This window comes from Haladaptatus sp. DYF46 (assembly GCF_021083305.1).
Taxonomy (GTDB): domain Archaea; phylum Halobacteriota; class Halobacteria; order Halobacteriales; family Haladaptataceae; genus Haladaptatus.
Genome location: NZ_JAJFAY010000001.1, coordinates 323,657 through 338,494, shown reverse-complemented (window position 1 = coordinate 338,494; position 14,838 = coordinate 323,657). Strand labels below are relative to the sequence as shown.

Below are 14,838 nucleotides of genomic sequence, written 5' to 3'. Positions count from 1 at the left end.
AGGTATCACTCGCGGTCGCACTACCCGCCGAGTATGAAACCCCGGTTCGTGGGTCGGCTTTCGCTCGCCGACGCGGTGACGGTATCGAACGCCGCGCTCGGCTTTCTGGCGGTTTCGGTCGCCACCACGGCCCCGAGGCTGGCCGCGCGCCTCATTCTACTCGCGGCGGTGGCCGACGGACTCGACGGGGTGTTAGCCCGCCACGTCGGCAGTTCCGCGGCGGGACCGTATCTGGATTCGCTGGCCGACGTCGCCTCGTTCTCCGTCGCACCCGCGATGCTGGTCGTCGCCGTCGTGCGAGAAACGTGGGGCTACGATTCGCTCCGCGTGACGATCGCGACGCTCGGCGGGGCGCTGTTCGTCGCCATGGCCATCGTCAGGCTCGGGCTGTACACCGCCTACGACACCGACGACGACGTGACCGAGGGGATTCCGACGACGCTCGCGTCCGTCGTCCTCGCCGCCGGCGTCCTCGCGGGATTCACCGACCCGATGGTCGTCGTGGCACTCACCTATCTCCTCGCCGGGCTGATGGTCTCGACGATAACCTACCCCGACCTATTGGCCCGCGACGCGCTCATCATGGGCGTCGTCCACTCGCTCGCGGTTCTCGTTCCGGGTTTCAAGGGCCGGGCGTTCCCGTACGCCCTGTTGACGCTCGCGCTGGCCTATCTCGTCCTCGCGCCGGGGTTTTACTGGCGTGAGACGGAGGGAAAGCCGACCCCGACGAAGACGACAGAAGGGAAACGCTCTTGATGGCTACGGTCCGAATTTTTCGCATATGAGAGCAACGGCACAGCCGGGGGTGGACGCATGAGCGACGAAGACGCCGAGGAGACACAGGACTCCGACGCGGAAGCCGAAGAGGAGACGGAACTCGTGAGTGCGGAGACCATCGAGGAGCAACTCGAAAGCGCGGAATCCGAACTCGAAGCGGCGGACACGGAAGCCGAACTCGACGTCGTCGAGGCGCAACTCGACAAGATCGAAGGGCTGCTCGAAAGCGCCGACCTTCCCGAACCGGACGAGGACGACGAGGACGCGGAGGACCCGCGCGAGGAACTGGAGACGCACCTCTCGGACCTCCGTGACGAACTCGAAGACCAGCGCGGCCCGTACGCCGAAGACGTCATCAGCGACGTCGAGGACGCCGCTTCGACCATCACGGACACGCGATGGACCGACGACGGGAGCGAGGAACTCGTCACCGTCGTCGAATCCTTCGCCGAGACCGTACAGGAAACGCTCGAAACGGATTTCAGCGTGACGCTCTCGCGCAACGCGGACGACCTCGCCGAAATCCTCGAAACCGCGGCGACCGCCATCGGCGACGCGGACCTCGACCCGGACGAGGACGCGGACACCATCGAAACGCTCGTCGAAGCGACCGAGGAACTCAAATCCGGCATCGACGATGCCGAAGAGTGGAGCGACCTGTCCACCCGCGAACAGCTCGAAGCCGAGGGATATTACGACGTACTCAATCACCGCAAGGACTACCCACCGGAGTGGGGCGCGCTCAAGGTGTGGGAGAAACGTGACCGCGTCGACATGGTCCTCCTCGCGCTCGATTCGCTCCAGTCAAACTTCATGGAACGTCACTGCCTGGAATCGCTCGAACGGATGGGCAACGAGGACGCGGTTGAACCCATGCTCCAGCGCGCCCAGCGCCGCGACAAGGACGCCATCAGTATCCTCGGCAAGACCGGCAGCGAGGACGCCATCGACACCATCGTCGATTACGTCGATGCCGACCCCGGAATGGCGAAGACGGTCATCAAGGCGCTCGGCGAAATAGGAAGCGACGAGGTGACACAGGAAGTCGCTGATCAACTCGTCGCCGACGACCCGGACGTCCGAAGCTACGCCGCACGCGCACTGGGTCGCATCGGCGACACGCGAGCCATCGAACCGCTCTCGGACACGCTCGAAAACGACGAGAACGATTCCGTTCGCGCGAGCGCCGCGTGGGCGCTGAACCAGATCGGCACCGAAAGCGCGCTCGATTCGGTCCGAGAGTACTCCGACGACCGCGCATATCTCGTCCAGAGCGAGGCCGAGAAGGCGCTGTAGTCGGCCGGTAAGCATCCCTTGCCGACGCGTAATCGGTCAATAACGAAGTATATCGAACCCGTTTTTGGACCGAGAGGTTCATGGCGACCAAATCTGCCCGGCTTGGGACGTGTCCGAACTGTGGAGGAACCATTACCAGTGGCTATCTTCTGATAGAGTACGACACCAACGAAGGGCAGGAACGGTTCGCCGAATGCCCGTCCTGTGCGGAAATCGTCCACCCCGCTCACTGAGCGAGGAACGTCGCGAAGAACTCCAGTGCGAACGCGACGGCGATGCAGAACGCGCCGACGCGCCCGATCCACGTGTGCTGTTTTACCTCCATCGGAGAGATATCGAGGGTGTAATCGTTGTAGTCCGGGTCGTACTCGATGTAGTTCGGTATCTGGAAGAACTCGAAGAAGACGAGAACCGCGCCGACAGCACCCAACGCATAGCCCGCCAGTTCGAGTATAATCGGAACGTCGACCATACTGGTAAGGCGAAGGTAGCGGACAAAAATCCACCGCTCCGAGCGTTTATATTGGAAGACGAAACCAGAACCTCCCGTGTTCGCCAAAGTCGCGTTCGCGGCCCTCTTGGTACTCGCCTCCGTCCCAGCGTCGGCGACGCCAGCAGCCCCGATTCGGACGGCGAGAACACCCCCAGAATCGGCACCGTCCGCCCTGCCATCGACCCGCTTGCCGACCATCGTCGCCGTCTATCCGAACCCCGTGGCGATGGACGACGTCGGCGAGTTCGTCGTCGTCTCGTTCCCGAACGAGACGAACCTCTCGGGGTGGACGCTTTCCGACGACGAATCGACCGCTCGCCTGCCCGCGCGGACCGTTTCGGGACGGGTCGCGTTCTCCACGGCCCCGAACCGTACCGAGTCCCTCACTCCGCTTCGTACCCTTTCCCTTTCGAACCTCTCGCTCGCGAACTCGGGCGAGACGATCACGCTGCGACGAGAAACGACCGTCGAAATCGATGAGAGTGGCGAAGCTACCGAATGGAACTCCACGCGGGGGCGCGTGGATTCGGTTCGCTACGTCGATGCCCCGGAGGGCGAGTATTGGCGACCGAAGGCCGAGGAGTGGCGACCGCTGGGCGCGACGAATTTCTCCATCTCCCGGTCGGGGGCCACGAGCGCTCGGGTGTTCGTACTCCCGGACGATCCCGAAGTCCCGGTCGAAACGCTTCGGAACGCGAACCGTCGCATCCTCCTCGCCGGATACTCGTTCACGTCCCGTCGCATCGCGGACCTGCTCGTCGCGGCGAAAAACCGGGGTGTGAACGTCCACGTCGTCGTCGACGACGCGCCGGTCGGCGGTATCTCGAATCGCGAGGCGACGGTTCTCGATGGACTCACGAGAAACGGCGTCACCGTCGAAGTGATCGGCGGAGAACGGGGTCGGTACGACTTCCATCACGCGAAATACGCCATCGCGGACGACGAGGCGGTCGTGATGACGGAAAACTGGAAACCGGCGGGCGTCGGCGGTCACGCCAGTCGCGGGTGGGGCGTCGTCGTCGGTGGCGACGCCGCAACCGACCTCCGCGAAGTGTTCGTCGCCGACACGTCGTGGAACGACACGGTTTCGTGGGCGGATTTTCGGAGGGGACGGACGTTCAATCCTGTGACGCCCGCGAACGAGAGCTATCCCACGCGATTCCCCGCGAAACGCGTGTCCGTCGATTCGGTGGACGTGCTCACCGCACCGGATAACGCCGAATCGGGCGTCCTCTCGCTCCTCCGCTCGGCGAACGACTCAATTTCCGTCCAGCAGATGACGGCGGGCGGCATCGACCAACCGTTCGTCCGCGCGACGTTGGCCGCCGCCCGTCGCGGCGTCGAGGTTCGAATCCTGCTCGGTAGCGCGTGGTACGTCAGCGAGGATAACCGGCGAGTCGTGGACTGGCTGAACGAACGGGCGGACGCGGAGGGGCTACCCCTGCAAGCGAAACTCGCCCGACCGGACGGGTACGAGAAGATTCACGCCAAAGGCGTCGTCGTGGACGAACGCCACGTCGTCGTCGGCAGTCTCAACTGGAACAACCACTCCGCCCGCGAGAACCGGGAAGTCGCCGTCGTCCTCCACGGCGATGCGGCCGGTGCATATTATACCCGCGTCTTCGGTGCGGACTGGGGAACGAACGAAAACACGTTCCCCGTCGGTCTCGCCGGGTTCGTCGCTATCGGCGTCGCTGGTGCGATTTGGATCGCAAAACGTGAGATTCGGTTCGAACGCTGACCGTCGAAAGCGTCAGTCGTCCTGCTGGTGTCCGACCGTCGTGCTCTGGAGGTCCTCGTCGAGTTCCGCGTCGGCCATCTTTTCGACGAGTGCGTCGAGAACCTGCTCGCGCATTCCCTTGACGAACTTGATGCTCCCGACGACGAGGTGGCCGCCGCCGCTGACGCCGCCGCCGACGATTTCCTCGTTGAGTTCCGTGACCATCTCGGGGATGTCGAGGCGGACGCCGTCGCTTCGAAGGACGGCGAAGTCCGGCCCGTAGCCGATGGTGATGACGGGTTCGCCCGTCTCCTTGACCTTGCGGTCGTGGATTTCGCCGGTCGTCTTTCCTGGCGGCGGGTAGGTAAAGCGGTAGGCGTGGTTTTCCACGTCCACGCGGTAGAGGTGCGCCTCGCTCGCCAATCGTTCGTGTTTGACGTGCGGCATCGCGGCGTCGAGTTGCCGTTCGGTATCGGCCTCGGCGCGCTCCGAGAGGAACGAGACGAGTTCCCGGTGGCGTTCCTCGTCGTCACAGCCGACGTTGAGCACGTCGTTGATGAGGTTGCGTCCGGGGTCGTACTTCAGCCAGAACGCCCCGTAATCGAGCGCTTCGCCCATGTCGGAGAGGAACGTCTCGTCGTAGCCCTCGGATTCGGCGAGTTCGACGTATTTCGTCATCGCGTCCGCCTTGGAGCGGTCGGAGATTCCGGCAACGGCGGGAACGTGGCGTAGTTCGTCCGTGATATCCGGCGAAATCATCCGCGCGAGTTCGACGCACATCATCCCCGTCGTGATGCGGTAATCCTCGTCGTAGAGGTACGGGTTGACGTGGCCGTCGACGTACGGGTCCACGGCTTCCGGGTCGGGGTGGTGGTGGTCGACCACGAGAATCGGGATGTCGTAGTGTGCGAGGTTGGCGTACGCGGGAACGTCCTCCTCCGTGCTCCCGTTGTCGAGCATGAGCAGGAGCGGGAGTTTCTGGCCGTGTCGGGCCTGATCTTCGAGCGCGAAGTTCAGGTCGCGGGTCACGTCCTCCATCTCGTAGAACGGTGCCTTGCTCGGCAGACGCTTGAACAGGTGACGCTTCGCCTCGGGCGCTTGGTGGGTCTCCTCGATGAATCGCTGGAGCGCGAGTTCGACCGGGAGGCTGGCACACATTCCGTCGCCGTCGGCGTGGTGACGAACGCGAATCGGTCGGCTTTCGAGGACCGTACGGCGGAGCTGTTTTGCGATTTCCCGGAGATCGGGGAACAGTTGTTCCAGCGCTGGCCATTCGATGAGCGGCTCCACGTCGTGCGGTTCCGCTCGCTCGTCGAGCGCCGTCTCGATTCTGTCGCGGACGACGTCCTCTTCCTCGCCCTCCAACGCGGTGAGCGACGTGACCTCGACTTGGAGGGACCCTTCGCGTTCCTCGACGACGCCGACGAGGTGAACGAGGTCCTCGATATCGATTTCGGGATACGCGCGGACGCCCGCTTCCTCGAAGGCGGCACAGGGGACGATGCCCGTGTGGTCGCTCACGTGGAATATCGTCGGGCCGCCCGTCTGTTTTATCTGAACGACTTCGCCTTCGAGGTGAACGGTATCGCCGATCTGTTCGGAGAGTGTTCCGGTTTCGGCGACTTCGTACTCGTGGGCGACGGCGACGGTTTCGGCATCGTCGGCATCGGCCGGCGTGAAACTCAGGTCGCCGTTGTCCCGGACTTCGACGAGTTCGACGACGAGTTCGTCGCCGACGTCGTACGACGTAGAGAGATTCGATTCGTGAACGAGACCGGAGACCGAGTCGGAGAGGTCGACGAAGACGCCGTAATCGACGACACCGTTGACGACGGCGTGATACAGTTCTCCTTCGGACGTGTCGGAGAGAGTACAGTCCGCCGCGAGTTCGTAGACGACGGGGGTATCCGGTCCACCATCGGGACCGTCTTGAGAGGAGTTCATCTTGTGCGTCCTTTCGGCCGCGCTATTTTTAACGCTTTGCAACTGCGTTCCGGCCGCGAACCGATTCGTTTCGGGTCGCTCTCGACCGCTCGTTCGCGAACACGGCTCCGTAGTCGGAATCGTCCCACACCGCGCCGTTCCCTTCGCAACGTTTAGAACGCGGGCGGTCGGAGTGTATCACATGCGGCTGTTCCGGTCGAACGAAATTCTCGGCATCGCGGAGGGCGCACTCACGTTCGCCCTCGAAGCCTCCCGCGATGCCCATCCGAACGAGTACATGGGCTATCTCCGCGGCGAGGAGGCGAGGAAACTCGGCCTCGACCGCGAGGGTCTCGTCATCACCGACGTACTCGTCATGCCCGGCACCGAGTCGAACAGCGTCAGCGCGACGGTGAAGACGAGCACCATCCCCAACGACATCAGGGCCGTCGGCTCGGTACACTCGCACCCGAACGGCGTTCTCAGGCCGAGCGACACGGATTTGGGGACGTTCCAGAAAGGGACCGTCCACATCATCATCGGCGCACCCTACGAGCGGAAGAGTTGGCAGGCGTTCGACCGAAAGGGGAACCCACAACGGCTCGACGTCCTCGACGTCGAACTCCCCGAAGCGGAATCGTTCTTCGACTTCACGCAGGCGGACATCGACGAGGAGCTGCAAGACAAGTGACACACGTACTCGCACAGGGAACCTTCGACATCCTTCATCCCGGCCACGTCCACTACCTCCGCGACGCCGCGGCGATGGGCGACCGACTGTCGGTCATCATCGCCCGCCGGGAGAACGTAACGCACAAGCAACCGCCGATTCTGCCGAATCGTCAACGGCGGGACATGATAGAGGCGCTCGGCGTCGTGGACGACGCGGTCGTCGGCCACCCGGAGGACATCTTCGTCCCCATCGAGGAACTCGACCCGGACATCATCGTGTTGGGCTACGACCAGCACCACGACGACGACGCCATCGAGGCCGAACTCGACCGCCGCGGTATCGACTGCGTCGTCCGACGCGCCTCGCCGCTGGACTCCGACGAGGGCGAACTCCTCTCGACCGGTCGAATCATCGACCGAATCTGCGAGGAGCGCTGCTGAGGACGAACTCGACTTCGTTTGCCGTTTCGCACTGACCCGCGTTTCGAGAGACATATACGCCGGGAAGACCGAACGTGAGCCATGAACCGCCGAGCGTTTTTGGCCGGGGTCGTCGGCGCGACATCCGCCACCTTGGCAGGGTGTTCGAGCGTGATGAACATGGGATCCGGGTCCGGGTCCACCTCGGGCGACGACTTCGACATCGGGATGAGTGCGATGGCGTTCCATCCGACGAAGTTCGAGGTGAAAGCCGGAACCACCGTCATCTGGAAGAACACCGGCATGCGACGCCACAGCGTCACCGCCTACGAGGACGGCATTCCGGACGATGCCGACTACTTCGCGTCCGGTGGCTACGACACCGAACGGGCGGCACGCGACGCGTGGACCCAAGGAAAGGGTGCGGTCGACCAAGGGCGAACGTACGAACACACGTTTACCGTGCCCGGAAACTACGCCTACTTCTGTATCCCACACGAGAAAGCGGGCATGTCCGGCGTCGTCGTCGTCACGGAAAAATAAGGGACGTCTCTCGCCGGTCGGGTTTCAAAAAACGAAACGCAAAGCGTCGTCGTTAGACTTCGGCTTCTTCCTCGTCCACGTCCACGGAGGTCTCCTCTTCCTCGGCGACCTCGTCGGGGTGGGCTTCCAGCGTCGCTTTCTGGATTTCGACGCGGCGAAGCGGGTAAATCGTCTTGGCCTCGCCGTAAATCGCGCTGGAGAGGCGACCTTCGACGACGCCGTCGATGAGGTCCTGGAAGGTGTGGTCCTTCGCGGACTCCTGCACGATGTCGATCATCGTGCGGCGGATGGCCTTCTCCTGGCTGTGGTCCGCCTTCTTCGTCGTGAAGGCGACGGGCTGAATCTGGACGCGGTAGTCGTCCGAGGTCAGCACCGTGACGTACGCCTCGACCTTCGAGGCACCGCGGCGGACGAGGCTGCGGAGGTAGTCGCGGGTGAGTTCGTGTCGAACGAACTCCGTGTACGCCGCGTCGCTACCCACGTCGTTGATCTTGAAGGCCAACTTCGTGTTGTTCTCGCTGGCGTTGTTCGTCAGTTCGCCGAGCGTTGTTTCGATGGTGCGTCCGAGCACCTTGTCCGGTTCGTCTGCGGGGGTCGTTCCAAGCTCCTCTCGGTCGAACTGCTCGGGAGCGAGGACGGTGTACCACCGCTTTTCCTGTGACTTCTTCGAGACTGATCGTTCACTCATAGTTCGTGTTTGTGTGTTGGTTTGCCGTCTGTACTACCTTCGTTGCCACCGAGAGGTTCACGACGTAATCGTCGATGGTCGTCCGGAGTCCGCCGGTCGTTTCGCGTTCGATGTGCGTCACAATCGCGCCGTCCTCCACGCTCGTGTCGATTTCGGGCGTGTTGTCGGGCACGACTGCCGCCGCGATACGCTCCGCGTCCGCCAACTCCGTTCGAATCGTCGCTCGTCTCATAGTGCCTCCCGGAACGCCGAAAGGAACTCCTTCGCGTCCGCGTCGAACCGTGCGTAGCCCCGCCGTTCGGTTCCGGTTCCGTCGCCGCCGAGTCGCGACCCCGCTCGTTCCATGGCGTCCCCGATGTCGGGGGCGTCCACGTCGGAGTCACCCGTCCCGCGGTCACCGATGGCGACCGCGGCCGCTTCGTCGTCGGTGACGACCAGCGTGACCGGTTCCGGCGACCTGAAATCGCCGAGGAGCCGCGCCGCCGTCGCGACCGGAACGTCGTCGGTTCGGGCGACGAACAGGCCGTCGTAGCGTCCCGTCGTCGCCTCCCGAAGCGTCGCGTGGGCCGTCTCAGCGTGCGTGCGCCACGCATCGAGCGCGGGCGCACGGGCGTCGTGACCCAGTGCGAGCGCGATGCCGGTTCCCGGTTGCTCGCGGGAGACCGCATCGAGAACGTCGGCGTAACCGCCGACCGTCGCAAACGGACCGTCCGAAAGCTCGTACGGCCGAAGCGCCCGCTCGACCGTTTCGGCCGCTCGCGGCGTCGCGTTCCCCGGTCCGGCGACCGAGAGCGCGACGAGCGAAGCGACCCGTCGATGGGCGTCGTCGTCGAGTTCGACCGGCAGGCCGAGTTCCGCGAGTTCGGCCTGAACCGATTCCACCGTCCCGGAGAATCCGGCGTGGAAAAGCGTCGAATGGGCCAGTCCGTCGGCGAGGTCTTCGGTCGGCGTCGAAACGCCGGGGCGTCGCGTCAATCGGTCGTCCGCCGCTTCGAGCAGTCGCGCCGTCCCGTCCGCTCCCGGCGAACACCCCGCCGCAACGGCACCGGCAAGCGCCAGCACCGGGTCGGATTTGCCGCCGAGTTCGGTCGCGACGTCGAACGCGACGATGCTCGTCGGGCGATCGGGGAGCGAGACGCCACCACCGCTCGCGCCGACCGTGACGACGAGTTCGTCGTCACGTGAATCGACTCGTCGGGCGGGCAAGGTGGTTACACTCACTTGAAACGGAATCCCGACGGTCGCGCATGCACGAGCGAGGAGACCGCTCGATGCGAGCGCGTCGCCGTCGGCCCGCGCGACGAGCCGAACGAAGTCGGCGTCGCGGAGCGTCGCGGCGATGTCGCTCGCGGAACGGGCGTCCTCGGAAGCGGTTCGACCGGACGTGGACATCTATTCGAAGAGTTCTTTCGCGTTGTCGTAGGTGTACGTGAAGTCCTCGTCGAGTTTGTCGCCGCGGTAGTAGTTGACCAGACGGCGAACCTTCGACTCGGTGTTCTGCAGCGCGCGCTTGTTCTGCTTGTCCTGTGGGTTCTCGTCGACGTGCTCACGCAGGCGCACGGCGCGGACCATCAGGTTCTCGAGGTCTTCCGGCAGCTCGTTCGCCACGTCGTTCTCCTCGAGGATTTCGGTTACTTTCTTGCCCGTTGCAAGCTTCACGTTCGGGACGGGCGTGCCGGTCACGCCCTCGTCGCGGAGCTTGCCCCCGATTTCGCTCGGGTTGTAGCCTTGTTCCGCGAGTTCGACGACGCGGTCTTCCACGTCGTCGGCATCTACGTCGCTCCACTCCGGTGGTTCGTCTGCCACTGGTCGGTCCGAACCGGACGACCCGCGGCGTCGGGTGTGCATTCGTGCCATTGTTTGAGGATAGGAACTGCACGAGCCGCTGACGCTGGCGGTGGGTTCCGCCAGTCGTGACATGAGTCACGTTGCACGTCCGCAATCCCAGAGCCGTGAAATCTCACGACGAGTCGGATTTGCGGCTGTGCCGTTCCCTACAGACGCGTTCTGTTTTCGTGGCTTAAAGGGTTTCCATTCGAGTACCGCGTTCGAGACGACGAGTACAGTGCGGATTCCGGGTTACGACTGCAGCAGCTACGAAGAAGACCTCGAAAGGCCCACCCGACAGCGACCGCACCTTACCACACGCCACCTCGAAAGTCAGCGGCGCGCGATACCGACCAACCGCCGTGGGCGCGTGCGCCAGCAATCCGAGGATTTCACATCCGAGGGCTGCTGGCAAGCGCGAGGGACGACCGGAGGAGCGAAGCGGGGGAGGGAGTCGGTTGGGGAGGGTGTGGCTGTCGCGGTGCCGTGGCGGTGCGGTTTCATTGACGTCTGTAGTTGCAGTCACGGCAACACCAACATCACTTCGTAGCGAGCAGCGGCGTGTACGAGTCCCCGGAGCCATCGTCCTCCCGACCGAGAAAATCCATTTCATCGAGAGCAGTGTGTCACACCACCGCGCGGCGGCACGAAATTCGAGAGGTTTATCAATGGTCACACGGAAGAAGCGAGTGCAGACGAGGGCTCGTAGATCAGTGGTAGATCACTCCCTTGGCATGGGAGAGGCCCCGGGTTCAAATCCCGGCGAGTCCATGACGAACGCAGTGAGGAATGGACGAGCGGGATTTTAATTAGACAAGACGCACGCCCGCGGAGCGAAGCGAGCAGGAACGTCTTGGCGTTGTTCAAATCCCGGCGAGTCCATTTCCTTCCGCTCGTTTCACTCGCGTCAGTCAATGGACTCGCCGTAGTCCCCCTCGCTCACTTCGTTCGCTCGCGGGACTCCCGGCGAGTCCATGACGAACACACTGAGGAATGGACGAGCAAGATTTCATGCGTCGTCCCGTTCCGAGTGCCAACAACAATACGGTTCGACAACAAATTAGCTGTCAATGAGTCGCTCGCGCTCTCCTCGTCACTATCTCCGCGCGGAACTGTTCGAACAACCGCATCGAATCTCCCTGTCCTGTGCGCTGATGGCGCTTTTTGTCGCCGGACTGACCTTCGCCACGGGTGCGACGTACATGGGGTCCGGCCACGCCGTCGTGGCGAGTTTTCTCCTGTTCGTCAGTTCGTTCCAGTATCGAAGGCACGCGAGGAGATCCAGCGGAAGGAGTTCGAAGCGTTCGAAGAACATGGATCGACTGTAGGGCGCGAACTTTGTCGAGAAGGTATCCTTAATCAGACATTCAATTGATAGGTCTTCTGAATAGTGGGCAGATATTATCTTTCGCTCGCATCTATTTCCCCTATCAGATACTCCCGGCCTCGCTCGGTGATCCGAAAATGAGACGAATAGTTCTCGTCGCGCTCGATGAACTCCCGTTCTTCTAGCTCCTCCAACGCTCGTTTTATCGTTCGATAGCCCGGTTGAAGTTCGTTGTCGAGGACGCCGATTGGGACGGCGATGTCGTGGTCGTCCAAGAACTCTAAAACGGGGTCCGTCGCCGTGTTCATCCAGCGTCCCCGTTTTCGCCGTGTCATTGGCAGTAGCACCACGAGGGAATACTTACTCGATTTGGTTCGTCACTCTTCTGACATTTTAGAGTATCAAAATGGCAGTTTGAACTGCCAAATTATAAGTCAATAGCGTACAATGTTGCTGCCACGGAGACAACTCACGGACTGCCCACCCTGTGGAGAGCCCCAACAGTGCAATCGGTCCGTGCTGGTCTCCGTATCCATCGGAAAGTCATGCTCCCCGAGAACTCGCCGGACGACGGTTCGACACGAGAAACGTTCCCCAACTGTCCCGCCTGTGGCGAGACTGTGTTGCTGGTCACGACGCACGGGCCGGGCAGTCACGCGTGTCAACCGTGCGGCTGTCCGGTGAGTCCGGGAGCCATGTTCGAATTGCGCGGACAGAACACTCACGAGTGAGTGATGAAGCGGACGACGAGGCGAGCGAACCAACTCGTCGACGGTCGCAATCGTCGAAACGGCCAGTTGGTAGTCATCGTTTCGTCCAACACACCTCGACGTCACCGCCCGTCAAAAAGAGAGTTCGACCGTCCGCCCGTTTTTTCGCACACTCGTCTCAGACCCAGTCGTACACGCGGATGTAATCCACTTCCATCCGCTGTGGGAACTGCGTGCTGGCGTCGGGCGCGCCCGGCCAGTTCCCGCCGACGGCGACGTTGAGCAGGAAGAAGAACGGCCCGTCGTCGAACACCCACTCGCGGCCCGCGTTCTGTGCGTCGTACAGCGTGGTCACGAAGAACTGCTGGCCGTCCACGAAGAACTTGATGGCGTCCGGGTACCACGTCAGCGTGAACGTGTGATAGGCGTCCGAGAACCAGTTGCTCTGGCTGTAGGACCCGCCGACGCCCGCTCCGCCGGAGTCGGGACCGTGAATGGTTCCGTGAACGGTGTCGGGGTCGGAGCCGATGAGCTCCATGATGTCGATTTCGCCGCAGTCGGGCCACCCGACGGAGCCGATGTTGGACCCGAGCATCCAGATGGCGGGCCAGATGCCCTGTCCGTAGGGAAGTTTGGCGCGCACGTCCACTCGACCGTACTGCTTGTTGTACTTTCCTTGGGTCGTCATCCGCGCGGAGGTGTAATCATACCCTCCGTACTGCTCCTCGCGGGCCTCGATGACGAGGTGGTCGTTCTCGGTCCACGCGTTGTTGCTCCGATAGTACTGGAGTTCGTTGTTCCCCCAACCGTTGTTGTTGCCGGTTTCGAAGTTCCAGATGCCGGTGTCGATGTATCCAGCGTTGAACTCGTCGCGCCAGCGAAGCGTCCATTCGTTTCCGTCGAACGCCTCGGTGTGGACCTGCCCCGAGGCGGCACTCGCAGTGCTGGTGGCGACCGCGCCGCCGCTGAGCGAGACCGCCGCGGTGCTCAGGAACGTTCGGCGGTCGAATCGGTTACTGGTCTGTTCCTCGCCTGTCGGTTCGCTTGAATCGTCTGAACTCATTGATTGCCTCTCCATCGGGTGCCGCTGCTCGCCCAATCGCAAAACCGAGCTGGGTGGTCAACGACCTCCGATTCCAGTTAATACCATGAATTACCATAACTTAATTATTTTTTCTAGTGGTAGTAATTATCTGTGAGATAACCCATACGTATCGAATCGCCTCACGAATGGTACCGAACTGACGGTCGATTCGTGTCGCCCCGATAATTCCTCCACGCTGTAAATAATATTTATCTTCAAAAACTATTATTCATTATTAGAATAATAACACGTGAGAAGTTATGGCTAAAAAAACGATAACCGACCTGTGTTCGGGGACGATTTCCCGACGGCGAGTGATCGAAGGAACGGGTGCGTTCATGGGCATGGCTGCGACGGGAGGCGTCAGCGGCGGTAGTACGTCGGAGATGTCGAGCGCGAAAGAAGACGAATCGGAGGAGTACGAGGTCATCGCCAACTACGACTGTGTGACGGGCGAGGGGCCGCTCTGGCATTCGACGGAACGGCGGGTGTACTGGGGCGACATTCCGACCGGTCGGATGTTCCGCTACGATCCGAACACCGGGGAGCACGAGCAGTTTTACGACGGAGACGTCGTCGGCGGCTACACGATTCAGGAAGACGGGTCCCTCCTGCTCTTCATGGAACAGGGGAAAGTGAAACGATGGAAGGACGGCTGTCTCACCACCGTCGTCGACGGAATCTGTGGAGAAGGGGACTCCCGATTTAACGACGTAATCGCGGATCCGAAAGGACGCGTGTTCTGTGGGACCATGCCGACGGAGGACCATCTCGGCAGTCTGTATCGACTCGACACCGATGGGAGTATCGTCGAGGTGCTGGACGGGATGGATATTCCGAACGGCATGGGGTTCACTCCCGACCGAGAACGGATGTACGTGACCGAATCGAACGAGCGGAAGATCTATCTGTTCGATTACGAGGTGGAAACGGGCGAGATATCCAACCAAACGACGTTCGTACGGACCCCAGAAGGGGACGGAGTTCCCGATGGACTGACCGTCGATTCGGAGGGACACATCTGGTCCGCTCGCTACAACGGTGGAGGCCTCTACCGTTTTTCGCCGGATGGAACCCAAGAGAGGAAAATCGACTTGCCCGCGAAGAAGACGACCAGTATAACGTTCGGCGGGGAGGAGTACGCGGACGCCTACGTGACCTCCGGTGGCGGAGAAGACAAGGAAGCGAACGGGCCCGCAGCGGGTGCGCTGTTTCGAGTCGAGACCGGTGTAACGGGAGTCCCCGAATTCCGGTCTCGAATCACCATCTAATCACACGCGACGAGCGCGTCGAAGTCGCATATTCGACCGGGATCAGTTTCGGTCCGCGCCCAGGAGTCATATCCTCCACCGGCATAG

17 protein-coding genes and 1 tRNA gene are annotated in these 14,838 nt (G+C 62.2%); 9 read left to right on the top strand and 9 right to left on the bottom strand.

Going from position 1 to position 14,838, the window contains the following annotated elements; translation table 11 throughout:
- The first annotated feature begins 33 nt into the window (after positions 1-33).
- The 3 genes from LJF34_RS01830 (at position 34) to LJF34_RS01820 (ending at position 2,306) form a co-directional block, all read left to right on the top strand.
- The gene (locus LJF34_RS01830; RefSeq protein WP_231182926.1) at positions 34-756 is read left to right on the top strand and encodes a protein sorting system archaetidylserine synthase; all 723 of its coding nucleotides are present in this window, start codon (positions 34-36) and stop codon (positions 754-756) included.
- Between the two features lie 57 nt (positions 757-813).
- Positions 814-2,073, top strand: coding sequence for a HEAT repeat domain-containing protein (locus LJF34_RS01825; protein ID WP_231182925.1), 1,260 nt, complete (start codon positions 814-816; stop codon positions 2,071-2,073).
- 80 nt (positions 2,074-2,153) lie between these two features.
- Entirely contained in the window at positions 2,154-2,306 is a 153-nt protein-coding gene (locus LJF34_RS01820) for a hypothetical protein (protein WP_231182924.1), read from the top strand.
- Here LJF34_RS01820 and LJF34_RS01815 read toward each other — a convergent pair.
- Positions 2,300-2,545: a hypothetical protein gene (locus tag LJF34_RS01815; RefSeq protein ID WP_231182923.1), complete on the bottom strand. Its 246-nt coding sequence runs from the start codon at positions 2,543-2,545 to the stop codon at positions 2,300-2,302. The two genes, LJF34_RS01820 and LJF34_RS01815, sit on opposite strands and share 7 nt — an antisense overlap.
- A 76-nt stretch (positions 2,546-2,621) precedes the next feature.
- On the opposite strand from LJF34_RS01815, the gene LJF34_RS01810 reads away from it, so the two are divergent.
- Complete coding sequence (locus LJF34_RS01810; RefSeq protein ID WP_231182922.1) at positions 2,622-4,307, top strand: phospholipase D-like domain-containing protein; 1,686 nt, start codon at positions 2,622-2,624, stop codon at positions 4,305-4,307.
- Positions 4,308-4,319: 12 nt separating this feature from the next.
- Here LJF34_RS01810 and LJF34_RS01805 read toward each other — a convergent pair whose 3' ends face one another.
- Positions 4,320-6,230, bottom strand: a complete 1,911-nt coding sequence (locus LJF34_RS01805) for a DHH family phosphoesterase (RefSeq protein WP_231182921.1) — start codon at positions 6,228-6,230, stop codon at positions 4,320-4,322.
- 181 nt (positions 6,231-6,411) lie between these two features.
- Here LJF34_RS01805 and LJF34_RS01800 point away from each other — a divergent pair, with 181 nt between their 5' ends.
- From LJF34_RS01800 to LJF34_RS01790, 3 genes are all read left to right on the top strand, one after another.
- Complete coding sequence (locus LJF34_RS01800; protein WP_231182920.1) at positions 6,412-6,900, top strand: Mov34/MPN/PAD-1 family protein; 489 nt, start codon at positions 6,412-6,414, stop codon at positions 6,898-6,900.
- A complete protein-coding gene (locus tag LJF34_RS01795; protein ID WP_231182919.1) occupies positions 6,897-7,322 on the top strand; it encodes an FAD synthase in 426 nt (141 codons plus the stop codon). The genes LJF34_RS01800 and LJF34_RS01795 overlap by 4 nt, the downstream gene beginning before the upstream one ends.
- 81 nt (positions 7,323-7,403) lie before the next feature.
- Positions 7,404-7,844, top strand: a complete 441-nt coding sequence (locus LJF34_RS01790) for a plastocyanin/azurin family copper-binding protein (protein WP_231182918.1) — start codon at positions 7,404-7,406, stop codon at positions 7,842-7,844.
- Between the two features lie 52 nt (positions 7,845-7,896).
- Here the strand turns inward: LJF34_RS01790 and LJF34_RS01785 are convergent, their stop codons facing one another.
- From LJF34_RS01785 to LJF34_RS01770, 4 genes are read right to left on the bottom strand one after another with little or no spacing between them, the layout of a single operon-like run.
- Entirely contained in the window at positions 7,897-8,532 is a 636-nt protein-coding gene (locus tag LJF34_RS01785; RefSeq protein WP_231182917.1) for a 30S ribosomal protein S3ae, read from the bottom strand.
- Complete coding sequence (locus tag LJF34_RS01780) at positions 8,525-8,764, bottom strand: KEOPS complex subunit Pcc1 (RefSeq protein ID WP_231182916.1); 240 nt, start codon at positions 8,762-8,764, stop codon at positions 8,525-8,527. Before LJF34_RS01780 ends, LJF34_RS01785 begins: the two co-directional genes overlap by 8 nt.
- Positions 8,761-9,924 carry a DHH family phosphoesterase gene (locus tag LJF34_RS01775; protein ID WP_231182915.1) on the bottom strand — a complete coding sequence of 388 codons (1,164 nt, stop codon included), beginning with the start codon at positions 9,922-9,924 and terminating at the stop codon, positions 8,761-8,763. The genes LJF34_RS01780 and LJF34_RS01775 overlap by 4 nt, the downstream gene beginning before the upstream one ends.
- On the bottom strand, positions 9,925-10,389 hold the full coding sequence (locus LJF34_RS01770; RefSeq protein ID WP_231185024.1) for a 30S ribosomal protein S15: 465 nt from the start codon (positions 10,387-10,389) through the stop codon (positions 9,925-9,927).
- Positions 10,390-11,058: 669 nt separating this feature from the next.
- Here LJF34_RS01770 and LJF34_RS01765 point away from each other — a divergent pair.
- Positions 11,059-11,130 (top strand) — tRNA-Ala (locus tag LJF34_RS01765).
- A gap of 325 nt (positions 11,131-11,455) precedes the next feature.
- Here LJF34_RS01765 and LJF34_RS01760 read toward each other — a convergent pair.
- The 3 genes from LJF34_RS01760 to LJF34_RS01750 all read right to left on the bottom strand — a co-directional run bounded on the left by LJF34_RS01760 (position 11,456) and on the right by LJF34_RS01750 (position 13,459).
- Positions 11,456-11,674 carry a hypothetical protein gene (locus tag LJF34_RS01760; RefSeq protein ID WP_231182914.1) on the bottom strand — a complete coding sequence of 73 codons (219 nt, stop codon included), beginning with the start codon at positions 11,672-11,674 and terminating at the stop codon, positions 11,456-11,458.
- 86 nt (positions 11,675-11,760) lie between these two features.
- Positions 11,761-12,021, bottom strand: coding sequence for a hypothetical protein (locus LJF34_RS01755; RefSeq protein ID WP_231182913.1), 261 nt, complete (start codon positions 12,019-12,021; stop codon positions 11,761-11,763).
- Positions 12,022-12,574: 553 nt separating this feature from the next.
- The gene (locus tag LJF34_RS01750; RefSeq protein WP_231182912.1) at positions 12,575-13,459 is read right to left on the bottom strand and encodes a glycoside hydrolase family 16 protein; all 885 of its coding nucleotides are present in this window, start codon (positions 13,457-13,459) and stop codon (positions 12,575-12,577) included.
- Between the two features lie 281 nt (positions 13,460-13,740).
- On the opposite strand from LJF34_RS01750, the gene LJF34_RS01745 reads away from it, so the two are divergent.
- Positions 13,741-14,751 carry an SMP-30/gluconolactonase/LRE family protein gene (locus LJF34_RS01745; RefSeq protein ID WP_231182911.1) on the top strand — a complete coding sequence of 337 codons (1,011 nt, stop codon included), beginning with the start codon at positions 13,741-13,743 and terminating at the stop codon, positions 14,749-14,751.
- The last annotated feature ends 87 nt before the right edge of the window (positions 14,752-14,838 follow it).